The organism is uncultured Gimesia sp. (genome assembly GCF_963972345.1).
Classification (GTDB): Bacteria; Planctomycetota; Planctomycetia; order Planctomycetales; family Planctomycetaceae; genus Gimesia.
The window spans coordinates 1-19,055 of record NZ_CAXAVM010000141.1 but is presented as its reverse complement, the minus strand read 5'-3'; the positions used below and the strand labels follow the sequence as shown (position 1 = coordinate 19,055).

14 protein-coding genes and 1 pseudogene are annotated in these 19,055 nt (G+C 50.3%); 10 read left to right on the top strand and 5 right to left on the bottom strand.

From position 1 onward, the window contains the following. Positions 1-661, bottom strand: a 661-nt coding sequence (locus AACZ40_RS20360) for a hypothetical protein (protein WP_339675620.1), incomplete at its 3' end; no start/stop codon positions are given. Then, a complete protein-coding gene (locus tag AACZ40_RS20355; protein ID WP_291177881.1) occupies positions 624-887 on the bottom strand; it encodes a hypothetical protein in 264 nt (87 codons plus the stop codon). The genes AACZ40_RS20355 and AACZ40_RS20360, both read right to left, overlap by 38 nt. Positions 888-1,016: 129 nt before the next feature. Between AACZ40_RS20355 and AACZ40_RS20350 the strand changes: the two genes are divergently transcribed. The 7 genes and pseudogenes from AACZ40_RS20350 to AACZ40_RS20320 all read left to right on the top strand — a co-directional run bounded on the left by AACZ40_RS20350 (position 1,017) and on the right by AACZ40_RS20320 (position 7,600). After that, entirely contained in the window at positions 1,017-1,277 is a 261-nt protein-coding gene (locus AACZ40_RS20350) for an ATP-binding protein (RefSeq protein WP_291177878.1), read from the top strand. 147 nt (positions 1,278-1,424) lie between these two features. After that, complete coding sequence (locus tag AACZ40_RS20345; protein WP_291177874.1) at positions 1,425-3,971, top strand: PSD1 and planctomycete cytochrome C domain-containing protein; 2,547 nt, start codon at positions 1,425-1,427, stop codon at positions 3,969-3,971. A gap of 178 nt (positions 3,972-4,149) precedes the next feature. After that, the gene (locus AACZ40_RS20340; RefSeq protein ID WP_291177871.1) at positions 4,150-5,586 is read left to right on the top strand and encodes a DUF1501 domain-containing protein; all 1,437 of its coding nucleotides are present in this window, start codon (positions 4,150-4,152) and stop codon (positions 5,584-5,586) included. Positions 5,587-5,787: 201 nt separating this feature from the next. Beyond that, positions 5,788-6,062: pseudogene (locus tag AACZ40_RS20335) on the top strand (transposase); the annotation flags it as partial. 394 nt (positions 6,063-6,456) lie between these two features. Further along, positions 6,457-6,636 carry a hypothetical protein gene (locus AACZ40_RS20330; protein WP_291177868.1) on the top strand — a complete coding sequence of 60 codons (180 nt, stop codon included), beginning with the start codon at positions 6,457-6,459 and terminating at the stop codon, positions 6,634-6,636. Continuing rightward, complete coding sequence (locus AACZ40_RS20325) at positions 6,633-7,106, top strand: hypothetical protein (protein WP_291177866.1); 474 nt, start codon at positions 6,633-6,635, stop codon at positions 7,104-7,106. The genes AACZ40_RS20330 and AACZ40_RS20325 overlap by 4 nt, the downstream gene beginning before the upstream one ends. 98 nt (positions 7,107-7,204) lie before the next feature. Further along, positions 7,205-7,600 carry a hypothetical protein gene (locus AACZ40_RS20320; RefSeq protein ID WP_291177863.1) on the top strand — a complete coding sequence of 132 codons (396 nt, stop codon included), beginning with the start codon at positions 7,205-7,207 and terminating at the stop codon, positions 7,598-7,600. A gap of 165 nt (positions 7,601-7,765) precedes the next feature. Here the strand turns inward: AACZ40_RS20320 and AACZ40_RS20315 are convergent, their stop codons facing one another. Both AACZ40_RS20315 and AACZ40_RS20310 read right to left on the bottom strand, forming a co-directional pair. After that, positions 7,766-9,040 (bottom strand): sialidase family protein, encoded by a 1,275-nt coding sequence (locus AACZ40_RS20315; protein WP_339675614.1) that lies wholly within the window; start codon positions 9,038-9,040, stop codon positions 7,766-7,768. 416 nt (positions 9,041-9,456) lie between these two features. Further along, entirely contained in the window at positions 9,457-9,765 is a 309-nt protein-coding gene (locus AACZ40_RS20310; protein WP_291177857.1) for a helix-turn-helix domain-containing protein, read from the bottom strand. Between the two features lie 135 nt (positions 9,766-9,900). On the opposite strand from AACZ40_RS20310, the gene AACZ40_RS20305 reads away from it, so the two are divergent. From AACZ40_RS20305 to AACZ40_RS20295, 3 genes are all read left to right on the top strand, one after another. Continuing rightward, a complete protein-coding gene (locus tag AACZ40_RS20305; protein ID WP_291177854.1) occupies positions 9,901-10,581 on the top strand; it encodes an NAD(P)H-dependent oxidoreductase in 681 nt (226 codons plus the stop codon). Positions 10,582-12,458: 1,877 nt separating this feature from the next. After that, positions 12,459-15,047 (top strand): DUF4838 domain-containing protein, encoded by a 2,589-nt coding sequence (locus tag AACZ40_RS20300; protein ID WP_291177851.1) that lies wholly within the window; start codon positions 12,459-12,461, stop codon positions 15,045-15,047. Positions 15,048-15,466: 419 nt separating this feature from the next. After that, positions 15,467-16,834, top strand: a complete 1,368-nt coding sequence (locus AACZ40_RS20295; RefSeq protein ID WP_291177848.1) for a PQQ-binding-like beta-propeller repeat protein — start codon at positions 15,467-15,469, stop codon at positions 16,832-16,834. 273 nt (positions 16,835-17,107) lie between these two features. Here AACZ40_RS20295 and AACZ40_RS20290 read toward each other — a convergent pair. After that, positions 17,108-19,055, bottom strand: a 1,948-nt coding sequence (locus AACZ40_RS20290) for a hypothetical protein (protein ID WP_339675608.1), incomplete at its 5' end; no start/stop codon positions are given.

Here is a 19,055-nt window from a genome sequence, read left to right as displayed (position 1 = left end):
CGAAGTCACGTGCAGCCACATCGTCGTGAACCTTCATCACGAAGGGAAACCTGTGATCGCTCGGCTTGCCGTGGCCGAGGCGACGAGCCTGACCACCCGCGGCGGTGGCGTCTTCCACGCGCTGGGATGCCGGCGCTCCTGTGCCCACCAGCCGCAGGTTCGCGTTGCGGTCTGCGAACCGGGCAGGCGGCTCAAGTCGCAGGGCCGCCAGTTCGCCATCAATGGCACCGGCTCCGGATTTCACCCATGCATCTACCGTTGTGGCCCAGGTTTGAATCAACATGCGTTTGTTCTTCTCGTAGCGGCGCAGCACGTCTTCCTTCCGCCCCTTCCACGCGGGGCTCTCCGCATAACGATGCCACAGGTGCAGCATTCCGGAATCCACCGGCACGCGTTCCAGTTGCACGTGCCACAGATACCTTGCGTTTTCCTTGCCATGGCAGAGCGTTTCGGCCTCGTCCAGCCAGGCGTTGACCTGCGTGTAGAACTCGGAGTTCAGCCAGGGAATCAGCGAGGCTGGCGTCTCGAAATACGGCTTGTTACCGGCTTCAGTCAACAGAGCGAGCCGGTTGTAATACTGCCGCATGGGACCAGCAGCCGGACCGAAACAGGCATCGAGATACTCATTGATGAGCACCTCGTTCTTCAGCTCCGGATGCACGGATTTGCGGAAGAAGAGCCAGTTCCTCCGCTGCAAAACGCTCAGCAGCAGTGGAAGTCTCCTCGTCCCCAACCACAACCGCGTATCGCGTGACGGAGTCCTCAGCGAGGCGAACCTGTTCCTCGCGCGCGACGGGTTCAGGAGGGTCTGCGGCTTCATTCCCCGCCAGCGGCGTGAGCAGCAGGGACACCAGGAGCGGGATCAGTAAGACATTTGCGTGTTTCATGTGGTCCTTCATGTTTCAGCGTATCCAGATGCCTTTAGCTGGTATTTCTCATTTGGGTTGAGCCCGAAACCTCTCCAGGCTCGCATTACGCGACATCATAACAACGCCCGCGAGCGCCGTGTCTAGCGCGTGGCGTTTTTCTCCAACTTTTATTCCCTCCGATGCTGGGAACTACGAATCGGTTCCCATCGAGTCGTTTTTCAGCGGCGATATATTGGTCCTGCGCGGACCTTCTCTATCGAGCGGCGGGAGAACATCCTGCTGGTGGGCAATTCAGGCACCGGCAAGACGCACCTGGCTGTGGCCCTGGGGACTGCTGCCTGCGGCCAGGCAAAGCGGGTCCGTTTTTATCAGGTCATTGAACTGATTACCCAGTTAATGGAAGGATAATAAAAGTGGAGAAATATCATCACGTGTTAGACATAGAGGAACCGCAGCAGGTACAATAAAAGCTAAGCCATGCCTGGAGTGGTATTCCAAGCTGATCCCTATCAGAATTTTCGGTTAATGGTTCTTCTTCTGAGGAGCAAAAGTGTGATGTTCGGACGCTTGTTTATTTTCATCGGCCTGCTATCAACCATCAACCTCGAACTCATGGCGGATGAACGGGATAATTCCCCAACATCCTTTCAGGCAGATTCTGCAGACAACGTGGACGCAACTCAACAGTCCGATTCTGGAATCGACTTCTTCGAATCACAAATCCGTCCTGTTCTTGTCAAGCACTGCTACGATTGTCACTCCACGGAATCAGGGACCGCCGAGGGAGGCCTGCGCGTTGATGATCGCCTCGCAATCCGTGCGGGTGGTGGCCGCGGTCCGGCAATTGTGCCTGGAAAGCCTAAGGCAAGTCTTCTATTGAGTGCGATTTCTCACGCTGACGTCGATCTCAAGATGCCTCCCAAAGAAGCGAAGTTTTCTGCTAACGTGATCCGTGATTTTGAGAAATGGATTGAGATGGGTGCACCTGATCCGCGCGACGGTGATGTTGCGAGCATTCCAGGTGACTGGTCAGGGATGCAGGCCGCGAAGACACATTGGGCTTATCAAAAACCGAGCCCGTCGGCTCCACCACAACTTGAAGATGATACGTGGTCACTATCTAAAATTGATCGTTTCGTTCTCGCAGGTTTGAGAGAACATCAACTCAAACCTGCCGACGATGCGAAACCGAAGATTTTATTGCGACGGCTGCACTTCGATCTCGTCGGTTTCCCCCCCTCGCCCGAGGCTGTGAAACAGTTTGTGGAAGCCTGTGAAACCGAGGGAGTCCATCAGGCTCTTTCTTCAGAGGTCGATCGTCTGCTTGCTTCACCCCGGTTTGGAGAGCGTTGGGGTCGACACTGGCTCGATGTGGCTCGTTTTGGTGAGTCCAGCGGAAAGGAAGCGAACATTCCGTTTCCGCATGCGTGGCGATATCGGGATTATGTAATCGACAGCGTGAACGCGGATGTGCCGATTGATCAATTTTTCACCGAACAACTTGCAGGAGACCTGCTACCTTATGAGTCCAAACAGGAACGAGCTCGTCTGCTGATCGCGACAGGTTACCTGGCGATTGGAACGAAGAATCTTTCCGAATCGAATCAGAAACAATTTCAGGCAGATATTTACGACGAGCAGATCGATTCGATGAGCCGGGGAATACTGGCGAGTTCGGTGGCCTGTGCCCGATGTCACGATCACAAGTATGATCCCTTTGCCATGCAGGACTACTACTCTCTCGTGGGGATCTTTGGCAGTACGAAGACCTACTTTGGTACGTTTGTTTCACCAGCAAGTCAGCAGGGAGGCGAACTGATGCCTCTGCCGCGATTGCCAGACGAAGTGATTCTGCATGATGGCGTTCCTGAGAAAAAAGTGGCTGAGATGGAGAAACAGCTTGCTGGCCTGCGGGCGGAAGCAGCCGAGATGAAAGAGACTCAGGTGGCCCTCTTTTCGGGGAAGAAACCGAAGAAGGTCTTCACGCTTCGCGACGTTCTGGCTAACATCTGGAAGACCGGTCCACTGGTCGGCAAACTGCAAACAATCGACGAGCAGGGAAAGCCGATCCCCATTGCCATGGGCGTTCTCGATTCGCAAAAGATGTTCGAATCTCCCATATATTCCCGGGGCGATATAAATCACCCCGGAGAAACCGTCCCGCGCGCGTTTCCACGCGCCATCGCCGTGTCGGATTCGATCTCCGTCCCCTCGGATGAAAGCGGTCGTCGGGAATTGGCAATCTGGCTGACGCATCCCGACCATCCACTGACGAGTCGAGTATTCGTCAACCGAGTCTGGCAGCATCTGTTTGGTGTCGGCCTCGTTTCAACAGTCGATAACTTCGGGACAACAGGCGCAGCGCCATCGCATCCCGAATTACTCGACACCTTGGCGCTGCAGTTCATTGAAGAGGGCTGGTCGTTGAAAACGCTGGTACGCAAACTGGTTCTCTCGCGAACTTACCGTCAGGATTCGTCGTTCCGTGAAACCGCATTCCGGGTCGATCCTGAAAACCGGTTTCTCTGGCGCATGCCGAAACGACGTCTCGAAGCCGAGGCAATTCGCGATGCGATGCTCGCTGTCTCGGGGGAGCTTGATTTAACTCGACCAGAGGGTTCTCTCGTCGCCAATGTCATCGGAGACCGCCCCATCTCTCTGATCGGCCTCGATAAGCGACTGCCGCCCGATCTGGATGGGACACTCCATCGTTCGGTCTATCTGCCGGTCATTCGTGACCGGTTACCGGACGTACTGGAACTGTTCGACTTTGCCGAGCCGAGTCTGGTCACGGGCGACCGTGAACAGACGAATGTTCCAGTTCAGGCTTTATATCTTATGAACAGTCCGTTCGTTCTGGAACGGGCACGTAGCCTGGCGATGCGATTAATGAATGAAGCTGACAGCGATCAAGATCGACTGCGACTTGCTTATCGGCTCTGTTTCAGTCGCGATCCGGATACATTTGAAGAACAGTACGGGATGAAGTTTCTCGCGGAGGTTACGGAAACGAACGATAAACTTCAGTCGGAGGCATCTTTAGGACTGATCAGTTTCTGTCAAAGTTTGCTCTCGACTGCAGAGTTTCGAAATCTCGACTGACAGCGAATTTCTACAGTTGAGTATTTATAATTAAATTACGGCGATCTGCGGGAGCAGGCACCACTAAATCAGTCATGAGATCTTCCATGCGATCCAATTGGTAGAACAAAATGCTCTCAGAGATAAACCCTGTATCCGAAAACCACATACTTTTTACCAGACAAGCGGAGATACCATTGTGAAACGGCCTCAACCCCAACTCTCTCGTCGCCTGGCATTACAATCACTTGCATCAGGGTTCGGCTATCTTGCGTTTGCGGGACTCGCCCATGATCAGGCAGCACGGGGACAAAATCCTTCCGGCCAGGGTCTGGCAATCAAACCCACTCACTTTCCTGCCCGAGCCAGGCGTGTAATTTTTCTTTGTATGAATGGTGGCCCGTCTCATGTGGATCTGTTCGACTATAAACCCAAGTTAAGTGACAAGGAAGGACAGAAGACTGCCGTGAGCGTCTTGCGCGGAAATGCTGCGCTTTTGGGCTCGCCATTTCAGTTCAAACGACACGGCGAATCAGGACAATGGTTTTCGGAATTACTTCCGAACCTGGCTGCGCACGCCGACGATATTTGCTTTCTTAAAAGTATGCACACGGATCTGCCGAACCATGCGCAAGCGTTTATTCAGATGCATACCGGTAGTTTTCAGTTTACGAGACCCTCCGTCGGCGCGTGGTCACTCTACGGCCTGGGAACGGAAAACGAAAATCTACCGGGATTTGTAACACTGAATCCCCCCTCGGATAATGGCGGTGCTCAAAACTACGGAAGCGCATTTCTTCCAGCGATCTGCCAGGCGACAAAAATTGGAACGAACCAGATTCCCGGGTTTTATGCAGCTCTCCTGGGAGTAGATAAAGAACCTGGTCCACCACTGAAGAACATCGAAAACAGTCTGTTCACGACCAGGATGCAGCGAAAGCAACTCGATTTGATCCGTGAACTGAATGAACATAAACTGAGTCAGGATGTGTATCACCCCGAAATCGAGGGAGCGATCGAATCATTTGAACTCGCGTTTCGGATGCAGGATGAAGTTCCTGAACTACTGGATGTCTCATCCGAGACCCAACAGACTCTGTCAGCATACGGGGTCGGACCCGGTAAACCGACTGACCTGTTTGGCAGACAATGTCTGCTCGCGCGTCGGATGGTGGAAGCGGGCGTTCGCTTCGTTGAAGTGACCTCTCCCGCGAAATGGGACCATCACTTTCTGCTGGAGTCGGAATTGCAAAAGAGTTGCGAACAGACCGACCTGCCGGTAGCGGCACTCCTTGCCGATCTCAAGCAGCGGGGACTGCTCGATGACACGCTCGTCATCTGGGCGGGTGAGTTTGGTCGAACACCGTACGCCCAGAGTGGAACGGGTCGTGATCACAACAACAAAGGATATACGCTTTGGATGGCAGGAGGTGGCGTGAAGGGAGGGCTCAGTTATGGTGCGACGGACGAACTGGGATATCAGGCCGTCGAGAATCCGGTCCACATTCACGACTGGCACGCAACGATTTTGCATTTGCTTGGTCTGGACCACAAACAGCTGACTTACAACTATGCCGGGCGCAATTTCCGCCTGACCGATGTGTACGGAAACGTCGTTCAAAACATATTGGCGTGAGCAGGCAGAAAGGCTCAGCTTCGACTGCGAAGCAGACAATCAATTCCCCTTCAGGTATTTTTCGAAGTAAGATCAGTCCCAGTACTGCCGGGTTGGTGGCCATGGCATGAGCGAGTCCGGAAATGCGTATGGTCTGCTTTTCAAAAACTGGTCCAGTTGTTATGAAGGTTCTTAGCGTCCTTTTGACGAAGAGAACTTTTGATGAACAAGCGAAGAAAACGTCACAACCCCGAGCAAATTGTCCGCAACCTGCGTGATGCGGATGCGATGCTGAATGCCGATAAAGACCTGGCTTCCGTGCTACAGCCCTGGAAGTCAGTGAATCCACTTATCAGCGCTGGCGGAATCAGTACGGCGGCATGAAATCGGAAGAAGCCAAGCATCTCAAACAACTGGAAGACGAGAACAAGCGACTGAAAGAACTGGTCGCCGATCTGTCTCTGGATAACAAAATGCTGAAATATATCTCGGAGGGAAACTGGTAAGCCCTTCCCGAAAACGAGCCGCCGTCAAAGCGATCCAGAATGAGTTCCGTGTTTCTGAGCGGAGAGCGTGCCTGGTTCTGGATCAGCCCCGGGCCATTCAGCGTTACCAGGTAAGCCCTCGCAGTGATGAGCCGTCCCTGGTCAAGCGCATGTATGAGCTGGTACGGTCACGGCCCCGGTTCGGTTATCGCCGGATCGCCAGGCTGCTGCAGCGGGAAGGCTGGTAAGCCAGTTTTACCGCTGGCTACCGCACTATGCAATCGCATCCGAACTGCGTTACGCATCTTCAAGAAATATCAGGGGCGGTTTCCCAGTTTTCAGGAACAGGCCAATGTCGCTCTGCAACATCACTGCAAGGAGGGCAAACCTAAAGTAGATTTCTCTATTGATCTGGGCTGGGGCGGACCCGCTTTCACAGGGTGAAGCAGAACCCGGCCAGGAAATTGATCCTGAAACGGGAGGATTGTTTGCACTGGGGTATGCGACGCTGTATGGACACGAAGAGGTTCTGACGATGAAGCAGATCAAGATCCCCCCGATCATCCTGCAGTTTTCGATATTTTGAAATACTGCAGTGAAGATGAAAGTTTTGATCTGATTGAAGGCTTGCTCAAAAAAGGAATGCAGCCCAATGATCAGCCCAACGGAGGCTGTTCCGGAATTCAGTCTTTGTTAACTTCGCTGGACTTCGGAACTCTCCTGAGAAACCTCACTTGGGATGTTCCCCCGGATAAATACGATACAGATACTGCCAGAAATCAGATGAAGATGCTTCACCTGTTAGCAAAGTATGGAGCACGCTGGTGCCCATTGGACCGGAACGAAATCAATCTGGCCCGCAGGACGCTCCTGAAAATGACTCCTGATTACGCCCTTGAATTTGCTTGGATCATGTCAAAGTACCAGGCATGTTCCAGAGGGAATCTGCAATCATTACTGAAAACCACGAGCATCCGTCGGCATACCCTTGAGCACAAAGACAGACTCAAAGAACTACTGGAGCATTTCCCTGAAGACAAGCCACTGATACAGTAGGACATCAATTCTTATGACTGGTGTCATTCTCGGGGACAGGTCAAATTCAGCATTGACGGACCACTAGATTAGTACTTCTTCCTAAAGAGAGATTAAGTATGGAATTCTATTTTCAGCAAGATATCAAAGTCAGAGAAAAGCTAGAAGAACTAATACATTCTGCATATGCGGGCAATTTACGGCCTGAACAACAGGAAGAATTTAATAAAAACCTTCTTTTACATGGATCCCATTCTGAAGAAAACATTGATGCAATCTCAAGAATTGAATTTGCATCACAAAAAAATGATCAAATTACAGAATTTTATTTTCGTTTAAAAAAACATCATACAGAATTAGCAGAGATTACGAACCATTTAGAAGGTGAACCGATCCCTGATTACATTCATGATGCATTTCCAGATTTGTCTCAAGAGGATTGGGACGCAACTTTTCGATATATCACACTTTTATTAACACTCTTTGGGGTTAGAGTCCGAGCGGACGGTTTTTAAAGCATCGTTTATCCCCTGCCAATCAGCTCCATAAAAACCAAACAATTTCGCTCAATTATTCCGAATTGGCACTACGCTGAATCACACGATCTGGAGTGTCGCCGGCAGGCCTTAGTGCGAGCAGACACCCTGACAACTGACTTCAGCTCCCACGTATAACTGGCTTCATTCGTGGGGACGGGCCATTTCAACACCGATTGTATAAATGACTGGACTGCGGCTTTTGTAACCCTTACTCGCCCGGGACGTCGTGATGACGATGTTGCCCGTCTGGCGGTCTTCAATGGAGTGCCAGTGCGACAGGTTCACGTCCTCTTCGTCAGGTAGTTTCGTGTCAATCACAACCAGATTCTCGCGAATGATTCCATAGGTTTTCGGATCGACCTCCCCAATCACCAGGGGCCAGCGGGGATGATTGGCCTGGCAGTTCTTCTCACTGATGTTTCCAATCCAATAGGTACGACCGTTGGAGTGAGTGATCAGTTCTGACATCGAAGAGGGAGAAAAAAACTGTTCGCCATCAGAGTAGGTCCAGGGCTCTGGCTTGCTCCACTTATGACCGCCATCTTTAGAGACACTAAGCCACTTGCGGCTGGGTAGCTTGTTCGAAGGGTCGCTCTTGCCTCCGTTACTGCCTCGCATAATGCAGATGATATTCCCATCCGGCATTTGGGCCAGAGTCGGTTCATACAACCCGCGAACGGTGCGTTTACCGTCCCCCACGATCGGTTCAGACGACCCCCATTCAATATCGTTATTTTCCGTCCAGCGTCCGATGAGGATTCTGGTTTGAAGCCAGTACCAGCCCCCACCGGGGTTGTGAAGACTTTTGCCGTCATTGGCGAGTGGGGGCATTTGCATCGGAACCAGGATCGTGACCTCGCGGGTACGAATCGGATCACAGCCGAGATCGCCAAGAAAGTAGCAATTCTTACTGATATGCACACCGTCAACAGGGTGCTCGGTGGAATACTGTTTTCCCTTTTGGACGATAGGTTTATCGTACAGATAGGTACGTCCTCCATCAGTCGATACGCGGTAGCGAAGGTAGTACCAGTGCCATTGCCATCGTGGCTCATGTGCTTTGGGGTCTTTATCTGGGGTGTCCATACAGTTGAAAAGCGACAGAATGTTGCCGTTGACCGGATCTCGCCAGAGACCGTAAGGACTGCGTCGATAACCATACGGAAGGTCTTTGTCAAAATCGGGACTGGGCTTCACAGGCTCCCATGTGAGACCGTTATCAGGTGAAAAGCCATTCAATTTAATCATTTCCTGACCAGAATGATTTTGATAGATGGCTTTAAACAACGGTGACGTCGCTTTCAGCATTTGCTTCTTCTTAAGCGAAAGCGTTCCCGGGCCTGCTGCCATGGTGGTTTGCACCAGCAGAGAAATTACAATCATGGTTGATAAGATCAGACTCTGGAACATTTTCATGCGTGTCTCCCTGCTTCGAGATAACATTGACCATTGGGATTGAGGCTGAAATCACTCCAGACCTATTTATTTCACCACTCTAACTTTGCTACGCTCTCCATATCAAGCCGGTACTATTTTTTCTTTTTCGCAATCATCTGATGCTGGAACCGAAAACAGGTGTCGAAAGATGCGTTCTGCCCCCATAGAAATTAAACTGCTACATGCAACATATCGTAAGTGAGGGTTTTCGCCTCTGATTATGTCCATAGGTGTCTTCATCTGGAATTAGGCCATCAACGAGAAGAGATCACCCGCATATCTCGGCGTGTGGTGTGCAGTTATCGTAAAAAAAAAGAGGGGTATAACGTAACAAACAGTATCACCACGCCTTCCGGATCGCTCGAACTGGAAGGCGGGAACCCACGGGTGTTTTGTCATTTCTTCAACCGAGCCTCCTTATGAAGAATGTCAACTTCGTCGATGATTTCTAGCAAACGTTGACCAAATGTAGACAAAGTGTATTCGACTCGTGGAGGAATTTCGGAGTAACTCGTCTTTTCAACGACGCCATATTCGACGAGTCGCTTTAGTCTCTCCGAAAGGACTTTCGCAGTCATCCCATCGACTGCCTTCTCCAATTGCCCCGGTCGTTGAATTCCTTGCTCAATGCGTCGGAGTATTGCCACCATGTAGCGACAACCCAAGCATTTTTCGAAGACTTCGGTTACATCTATCTCACTCATCTTTCTCGTACCCTACTTAAAAGAAAGTACCCCACAAATTTGTGCCCGGTTGAACCTGTCTCTTGAATGGAAATTATAACAGCAAAGTTACAGTAATTCAGATGCCAAAACTTATTGTTGAAAAGGAGAACTGAAATGCCTCACCTACTCCACATTGATTCAAGCCCCCGCAGCGACCGTTCTCACACACGTAGTCTCACAGCCGACTTTGTGCAAAGATGGCAGGTCAACCACCCAATCAACACCGTGACGTATCGTGATATTGGACGAAGCCCATTGCCGCACGTGACGGAAGAGTGGATCGCAGCGGCATTTACGTCACCTGACGAACGCAACCAAGCAATGCAGGATGCCTTGCGATTGAGCAACGAACTGATAGACGAGCTATTGCTGGCTGATGTGATTGTTGCGGGGATTCCATTTTACAATTTCGGAATGCCAAGCGGCTTCAAAGCTTACATAGATCAGATTGTGCGTATAGGTCGAACGTTCTTATTCAATCCCGATAACGAAGAATCACCGTATACACCCCTCGTTCACGGTAAACGGATGATTGCGGTTATCTCCCGTGGTGATGGTGGTTACGGTTCCGGAGGTCGAAACGAGGAAAATAACCATCTTGATCCACATTTACGGACGGTGTTTCGCTTCATCGGCCTGAACGATTTAGAGATTGTCGCTGCCGAAAATGATGAGCATGGTGGTGCAGCTTTGGTCAACTCCTTAGAATCTGCTCGCAGAAAAATTCTGAGGCTTGCGACCGAAAATCAACCGCAAAGGAGTGACCTTGCCCCGTTAACTGGAATCAGAACTTGATAATTTACTAGTCATGATTCTGGAACAATTGAGGAGGAGATCATGCCCTCCAAGCGTCATTCATCCGAATAGATAATTTCAAAACTCCGGGAAGCGAAAGTTCATCTCGCCAAACCAAATTGCTGCATGATACGATTCCCAATGTCATCGACAGCAAAAAACAACCGTCCGAAACAGATCCAATCAGGCGACCAAAAAGGGCCATTCGTGGGTCCAATTAGAAAAATGCACTCTTCGCAAACCCTTTTTTTATGTATTTACGTCTTCCATTCTGGAAACCCGCCGCCTCCACTTAAAGGCTGCTTATCCATCACGGTAAGCAGCCTGTATTCTTTTACCGTTCTCAGTTTCACACACTTCACCTCCCCAGCCCTTGTTCCATTCCTGAAAACAGATTCACTCCCTGCTGTCACATGCTGAAAAGATTCGACTTGACTCCCGCCTGGCCCCAACCAGAATAAGCACCTGACTGAGTCGCGCGCGTGACCAGTTTTCAGTGCACTGAAACACAAGTCACCTGTTCCAGGTCTTCACCGCAAAACAGACTGTTTTTTCCCGATTTGCGCTGCCTGAAACCGCACCCGTTCGTAATGTAACCCTGCGGGTCGCCACACATCGCAGCCCATCGCCCCGGCACCGCCACTGATCACCCCAGCATCGGTTCGACTTCAACCCGTATCGCCACATGATATGATTCATCCCCCTTGACGCCACCATGACTTTCCACAAAATAATCCACCATGAATAACTCAACATGCAACAGAACCACAAATCGAACACAAGAATTCCACAACAATAACAATATTTCAATGTCCTCTTACCCGTGCGGGTGCCATCTGTCGGCTTGCCCGACAGTGCCCGAACAACCATCCCACCGTCCAACAAAGCAGGGTAAGCCCGAATGCAATTCGGGCCGAGCACAGCGAGCAGGAAACTGTCAGAGTCAGCGATCAATGCAGTTCCAGGAATCCAACCCCGATAGAAGAGATACACGGGTTCGTCCCTTATTGCTACTGGTATTGAAATGATTCTCATGCTTCGAAGATTTACCCTGACAGTTTCCTGTTGTCTGCGACAACCCCGAATTGCATTCGGGGCCATCCACGAATCTGACTTCTCACCTGTCAGATTCTTTCGTGATTATTAAGGTTAAAGAACAATCACGTTGATCATTTCCGATGTTCCACAAAGTACCCAATCACGGCCGGACAATTGGGCCATGGCACCCCGAAACCTCTCTATTATTTGCAATGTGTCCTACAAAATCAGACGAGTGCGTGCCACTGATCGGCTTGCCCGACAGTGCTGGTGCTAACGTCCCTGACACGTTTCACAAAGCATTATAAAAAATGTGCCCCAGCCCCCGCAGATGAAAATCCCGAACCACTGAATGACTAAAATAAAAGTGAGCAGCCTTCGTTTCATGAGCCGCCTCACCTTTTAAGCTACCGACATAGATTCAAATTTCGGGTATTCTCTCGAAAACAATTTTTCCAAAGACCTTCGGTTGTGATCTACCAGGAACTGTTCCGCGCGGCCATCATAAAGAGAAATACATTCCTGGCTGTGAAAGACTGTTTTCGTAATCTATAATCAGCCCGGAAATCGACATCTTTTTTGTATTTTAAAACAGTCTCTCTTGCGGCAGGAACATTGTCTGCCAGGGATGCCTTGTGTTCAAAAACGAATCATCACCTTCCTGACTCGATTCAAAAAAGTGGGCGAGGGTTTCCCGGACAGGATGCACAGGGGCTCCCTGCTCTCTCGTATTCGCTGTAATAATCTGTAAAGTAAACTTGCTTCGTTTGAATGTTTCAAAGTCAGCAGGTCTGATTCAACTCAACAACCGTTCCTTTTATTGAGCTAACGATTCACCCATGATTCAACAGTCCAGATGGAAACGTGTTCCGGCATTTTGGTTTCTTTCTCTTTTCGCCGTCTTTTTTTATTGCTCGCTGCTCCCTGCGGAATGGAAGCAGGCCGCTTGTCTGATCGCTGAGAACGGTAATGCCAAAATACCGATCGTGGTCTCAGAAACCGCATCTGAGCGAACACGTAAAGCAGCCGATGATCTGGCTCACTATCTTTCTGAAATCACGGGCGCTTCATTTTCAGTTAAAACCGGCAACGGATCAACTGGCCTGGCAGTAGGATTACTCAAAGAATTTCCACAGCAGAATACCGTCCCTGAACTGGATTGGAAGAACCTCTCAATAAAAGATCGTGAAAAGTATTGTATTCGCTCCCATAAAAATGGCATTTACTTATTCGGCATCACAGACCTGGCCGTCGAACATGCGGTATGGGACTTCCTCTATCGAATTGGATATCGCCAGTACTTTCCGGGCTCGCACTGGGAAGTGATTCCACGACAGAAAAGATTGCAAATTAATCTGGATGTCATCGAAGCTCCGGACTATCAGAACCGAATTATCTGGTATGGTTTTGGCCCCTGGGATTATGCAGCCGAACCGTACAGGCTCTGGTGTCAGCGGAACCGTGCCACTTCCGGAATGGCGCTGAAGACCGGCCATTCCTATGGACAATTTATCAGAAACAATCAGGCAGAATTTGACGCACATCCTGAATATTATGCATTGGTTGATGGCCGCCGCGATGTGCGTTCACAGGCAAAGTTTTGCATCAGCAATTCGGGGTTGCAAAAACTGATCGTTGATTCGTCATTGCGGTACTTTGAAGATAATCCGGAGGCAGACAGCATTTCACTGGACCCCAGTGATGGCGGGGGCTGGTGTGAATGCGAGGCATGTCAAAAGATGGGCAGTATCAGTGATCGCGCTTTGACTCTGGCTAACCAGGTGGCAGCAGCCATTAATAATCCGAAGGCGGGCAGCCAATCGGGGCATCGATATGTAGGCATGTATGCGTACGCTTACCATTCCCCACCTCCAGCCATCAAAGTCCACCCGAATGTCATTATCAGCGTGGCCACCGGATTCTTGCGTGGAGGTAATACACTTGACGAAATTATCAACGGCTGGTCAAAACAGGGAGCCAGGATCGGTATCCGTGAATACTACAGTGTCTATACCTGGGATCACGATATGCCCGGTCTTGCCCGCGGAAGCAGAATTGACTATCTGAAATCGACGATTCCCCGGTTTCATCAGCAAGGTGCCCAATACATGTCAGCCGAGTCAAGCGATAACTGGGGCCCCAATGGTCTGGGTTATTATCTGGCAGCGCGCATGTTATGGAACCTTGACGAAGCCCAAAAGACAGATCAGTTGACGGATGATTTTCTAACACTTTGCTTTAATAAAGCCAAAGCACCAATGACGCAATTCTACGAGCAACTGGACGGCTCGCATTCACACCTGGTGGTCAGTGATCAATATGGCCGCATGTTTCGCTCCCTCGCTGAAGCGAAAAAACTGGCCGAGGCACCTGAAGTCCATGCGCGGCTGGATGATCTGATTCTTTATTGTCGTTACGTAGATCTATATGAACGATATCGCCAGGCATCCGGTACAAAACGGCAACAGGCCTTTGAACAACTGATTCGCCACTCTTACCGCATGCGGAAAACAATGCTCGTTCACAGCAAGGCCGTTTATCGCGATGCCGTCAATCGGGATAAATCGGTGACTATTCCTGAAAATGCGCAATGGAATATCCCGGAACCGCAAAATCCCTGGAAGGAGAGTACTCCCTTTTCAAAAAATGAATTACAACAATTTCTTGAGGAGGGGATCGCAGCGTACCCACTCACCGAACTTGATTTCAAGCCCATCACCTACTCTGACGATCTGGTTCCCGCTGGAAAGATCGACTCAGAAAAACAGCAAACAGGAGTTTTACAGAGTGGTCGTGGTGTGCAGACTTTTTATACGTATGTTTCAGACACTGTCACCCCCATCGAATTACAGGTCACAGGAGGGTTGATTGCCCATTATCGTGATCGGGGAAACGTAAAAATAGAACTCTGGAAAATAGGAGGAGCCAGTCAGACGGGAGAACGTGAGACCTTCATCATGAAAGATCAATCGGTTCCTCCCGATGGCAAAACACGTACGGTTCAACTGGCTCCCCGAGAAACAGGCATGTATCGCATTACCGTATCCGATGGAGGTGACAGAACGAGCGTGAACTGGAAAGCCGGACAACGGATGGTAATGCCTTCCAGTCTGGATGAGCCCCTGGTGGCATCAGGGCGCTGGTCCCTCTTTTTTTACGTTCCCCAAGGTGCGAAAGTGGTTGGTTTTCACGGGGGAAATACGGGCAGTATTCTGGACCCGACCGGTAAAGAACAGTTTTCGTTAAAGAATCGAAAAATGGATTTTTACAGCATACCTGTCCCCGCAGGTTCAGATGGCAAACTGTGGAAGGTCAACCAGGCAGCCGGGGCAATCCGCTTATTAACAGTTCCACCTTATTTTACCAGGTCTGCTTCGGAATTATTATTGCCGCGTGAAGTACTGCAGACAGACAGTGATCTGAATTAATCTCAGCTTGATAACCAGTTGTACAACGGCGAAGGGTATCGTACGGGAGTCGAGAAATAGCCTGAAGCATTTTGTCAAGCTGGAAATTGAGGGTTGGGTGTGTTGTTGACCTGCTCCGTTGTCGCACTCTCGTGATATTGATCAACCCAAAATTTAAAAATGACATTCCAGTAGTTAGTCACGACATATCCGATATTTTCACTCGAGTTCCCGTGTCTGAGAAGAGCTCAGTCGTTTCGGCAATGAATCACCGGATAAAATCGCCGTCAGAAATGGCTATGACAATGTTGGGGGCAAAATCAAAGCAACATCTGGCAAATAGGGGTACAAATCATGCCTTCGAAAGTGTAAAATAAAAATCAGTACCTTCCGTGAGAGCACGGTCGTCAAAGTCCAATTCTTTCAGACAGGCAGAGTTCATGCAGTCTACTTACAAACGTGCCATTTTTTTCCTGGTCCTGGCGGTGGGACATACTTGTCTGGCTGAAAACTATCCTCAGTTCCGTGGCGCGAATTCAAACGCAGTCTCGTCATCGCAGTTGCCGGTCACTTGGTCCGATGCCGAAGGAAAACAAACCAATATTCTCTGGAAGAAGCCCGTCGAGGGCGAAGGCTGGTCTCAGCCCATTGTCTGGGATGATCGCGTTTACATGACGGCCGCTGTGCCCTCCAATCCAGCAAAGAAGGACATCGCCCGGCCGGAATCCAACAATGGTGGCTACGGCCGCGATCGTAAAGATCTGGTCAACGTGATTTATCAATACCAGGTCGTCTGCCTGGATGCCGCCAGTGGTGAGAGCATCTGGAAGAAGACCGTTAAAGAAGGTCAGCCGCCGGTGCCTCGGCACAGCACCAACACCTATGCCACTGAAACGCCGGTCACAGACGGGAAACGTATTTACGCATACTTCGGCATGAACGGTGTTTATTGTCTCGACCTGAAAGGGAACGTGTTGTGGCAGAAAGACCTGGGTGTTTATGAGATGCGGGCCGGATGGGGTACATCAAGCTCACCTGTGCTTTTCGAAGATCGACTGTTTATTCAGGTTGACAACCAGGAGCAATCGTTCCTGGTAGCCCTGGATACAAAAACCGGAAATCCTCTCTGGAAGATCAACCGTGAGGAACCATCTCAATACAGCAGTCCAATCATTTGGAAGAATTCTTTGCGGAACGAATTGATCGTGGGTGGCACAGTGTATCGTTCGTATGATCCCGCAACCGGAGAGTTGCTTTGGAAACTGGATATGAATAAAGGTCGTTCGTCTGCGACACCTGTCGCCATTGGTGATCGACTTGTCATCGGAAACGAATTTCGTAACCGTGGTGGGTCGGATGATGGAGGCGGACGACTGTACTCAGTCAAGCCCGGTGGCATGGGCGACATTACTCCGCCAGGAGACGGCAGGCAGGGGGAGTTCGTGGAGTGGCGCATGGATGGCTCCGGCATTCAAATGGCGTCGCCTACTTATTTAGATGGTAACCTGTATTTCTTTGAACGTCGTCGGGGCATCATTCGTTGTGTCGACATCAAAACAGGGCGTTTGGAATATGAAAGTCGGGTCCCTGGAGCCAGAGCGTTCTGGGCATCCCCCTGGACTGATGGCAAACATCTCTTTGCGTTGGATTCCAATGGCAACACCCATGTCATCGCTGCAGGTGACCAACTGAAGGTTGTTGCCCTCAATAAACTCGACCAGCAAGCGTGGGGCACGCCCGCCATTGCCGACGGCACAATTTTTATCCGCACTGTTGAGAATCTGTATTGTATCAAAGCCCGCCCGTAAACGAGTCAGTCGTCTGGTACAAAATACAGTCAGAGCTCCCTGGTCCTCTCACAACATCGTGCATCCTGCTCCGTAACACTTGTTTCAGAATAAATACTCCGCTCTAACGACTCGTTCATGGAATCCAGCCAAGCCGAGCTGGTTAGACATACAGATTACTTGCACTTAGCAGTTCCGATGCTTTTCAACTGAGAAAGTTTTGATTACCCCTCCTTTCTCAGACCCATGAACTATTAAAACATGACTGAGATATCGCAATAAACGGCTGGGTGATTAAAAAGCGAGCAGTTCGGTATCATCTTCAAGCGACGCAAAAAATTCATCGGCTTCCCCAGTCCAGTCCGGCAGCCTGCGTTCTCCTGGATCCAACGTCGCTTCCATCAACCCCTCGTCAGCATGAGTATATCCCAGCAGGTGTCCCAGTTCATGCTGAATCACGGTCCAGAGATCAATCAGGCCGGCTGCCTCGCTGCCAGGTAACGCGATCAGGGACAAGTCGCTGTCGTATTGAAACTCGCTGTTGTCGGCGGGGGTCTCATCCACAAACCAGCCAAATCCCGCGGCATTGATATCCAGAAAAATCGTATTGGCGACCACCTGGCCTGATGTCTGCCCGGACAGGTCAACCACCTCAACATTGACACTCGCCAGCTTCTGCTGATCTTCCACAGACAGTTCCGGACTCACAGCGTCAACGGCAGTCTGTAGCACTGTCTCCGCCACGGATTGAGTCAAAGGGGAAGTCTGCGTTCCGGCCTGAGGAGCCAATGAGACCTGCAGTTGCTGATCCCAGGCGTCAGGATAATTGCTTGGATAATTGATGACGGACTCTTTGAGTTTTGATTTACCATAATTCGAAACCAGCGCGATCAGATCACGATAATCGATGCGGTCACTCTGATCAAAGTCGGCGAACCTGGCATATTCTGAATCCGATTCGCTGGGACGCGTATTATACAGGCCAACCAGTTGAATCAGATCCCGGTAATTGATCGTGTCATCATCATTGAGATCAAACGGATTGGCGTAGATAGAAGTCCCCACTACAGGGGCAATCACCGGGATCACTGCCAAGCCGGTCCCCAAGTTGATCTGTGAGTCAAAAAGCTGAAACTCCAGATCGTAAGGGCCGATGTTCTGCCCGGAAAGATCCAGAACAACCTGATCGACATCCCGTGCCGCAAACTTAATTCGTGCAAACAGCAGCTGGCCGTTCACTCCCAGATCAGTACTCGTCGTTTCTGCGTTGAGATTCTCAACCAGCCCATCCACATCATTGATGGTCCCCGACTGATTCTTTGTAAACGCACTACCAAATTCAATCTCAGTCGCCGAGGTAAAAGCGGTTTGATAACTCAGATCCACTGCAACTTGAGAAATTCCCTGATCACTTAAGTTCTCAGAACTCACCCAGATTTCAACCCAGTAATCAGACCACTCGCTGACCCACGTCTGATTATCCGGCAGCGAAGCCGTTTCACCACTGGAGTCAATTGTTGTAGGGGAACTGACAACCCGCAGAGCGATATGTTCTTCCAATGATTCTTCAACAGAGTTAATCGTCAATTCAAAGGAACGCTGAAAGATGCCATTGTCCTGGGTTGTATCCAGGTCGCCATCCAGGCCTCCGTCTTCGACCTGTACAATGATGCGAGCGGTGCCGGTCTGATTGGGGGCGGGAGTGAAGTGTAGTGTTGCAGTTTGACCCTCAGCAGAATAATCCACCCAGGCGTCCATTACCAGCTGTGTGGTGACTGACCAGCCGGTCCAGTTCACAGGCCCCTCCGTCTCCAAGCCTGTCAGATCGATGGATTTCTCAGATGAATTCTCACTGATGACGACATCCGAAATCAGATCGAATGTAGTTCCCTGGAAACCATCAACCTGTGAGCCCACCCGGATAGAGTTTTCATCCTCGTAAACGACAAAAAATGTCTGATTAACATCGTCCCGATATAAATTGTTAAAGTAGGAGTCATCCCCCATTGATGCCACACTGTTACGGGAGGTAAGGAATCCACTGACACCTGTAGTTCCATCGCCAAAGGTCACCCCACCGCCATTATCATTTGAGCCATTAACCCAGCCAGGACTCCTTACCAGGTAATTCCCGTTCGGGAGTGCTGTGACACCGGATATATTATTTTTATAAAACCCCACCTCGTCACCACTGTGAGCACCGACGAGGCTGTTCAATTCAGTGATCAAGCCACTCACACCC

Coding starts and splice junctions, on each gene's coding strand:
- AACZ40_RS20310 (WP_291177857.1), bottom strand. CDS start 9,765: ATGAGTGAGATAGATGTAACCGAAGTCTTCGAAAAATGCTTGGGTTGT.
- AACZ40_RS20295 (WP_291177848.1), top strand. CDS start 15,467: ATGCAGTCTACTTACAAACGTGCCATTTTTTTCCTGGTCCTGGCGGTG.
- AACZ40_RS20345 (WP_291177874.1), top strand. CDS start 1,425: ATGTTCGGACGCTTGTTTATTTTCATCGGCCTGCTATCAACCATCAAC.
- AACZ40_RS20315 (WP_339675614.1), bottom strand. CDS start 9,040: ATGAAAATGTTCCAGAGTCTGATCTTATCAACCATGATTGTAATTTCT.
- AACZ40_RS20305 (WP_291177854.1), top strand. CDS start 9,901: ATGCCTCACCTACTCCACATTGATTCAAGCCCCCGCAGCGACCGTTCT.
- AACZ40_RS20300 (WP_291177851.1), top strand. CDS start 12,459: ATGATTCAACAGTCCAGATGGAAACGTGTTCCGGCATTTTGGTTTCTT.
- AACZ40_RS20355 (WP_291177881.1), bottom strand. CDS start 887: ATGAAACACGCAAATGTCTTACTGATCCCGCTCCTGGTGTCCCTGCTG.
- AACZ40_RS20320 (WP_291177863.1), top strand. CDS start 7,205: ATGGAATTCTATTTTCAGCAAGATATCAAAGTCAGAGAAAAGCTAGAA.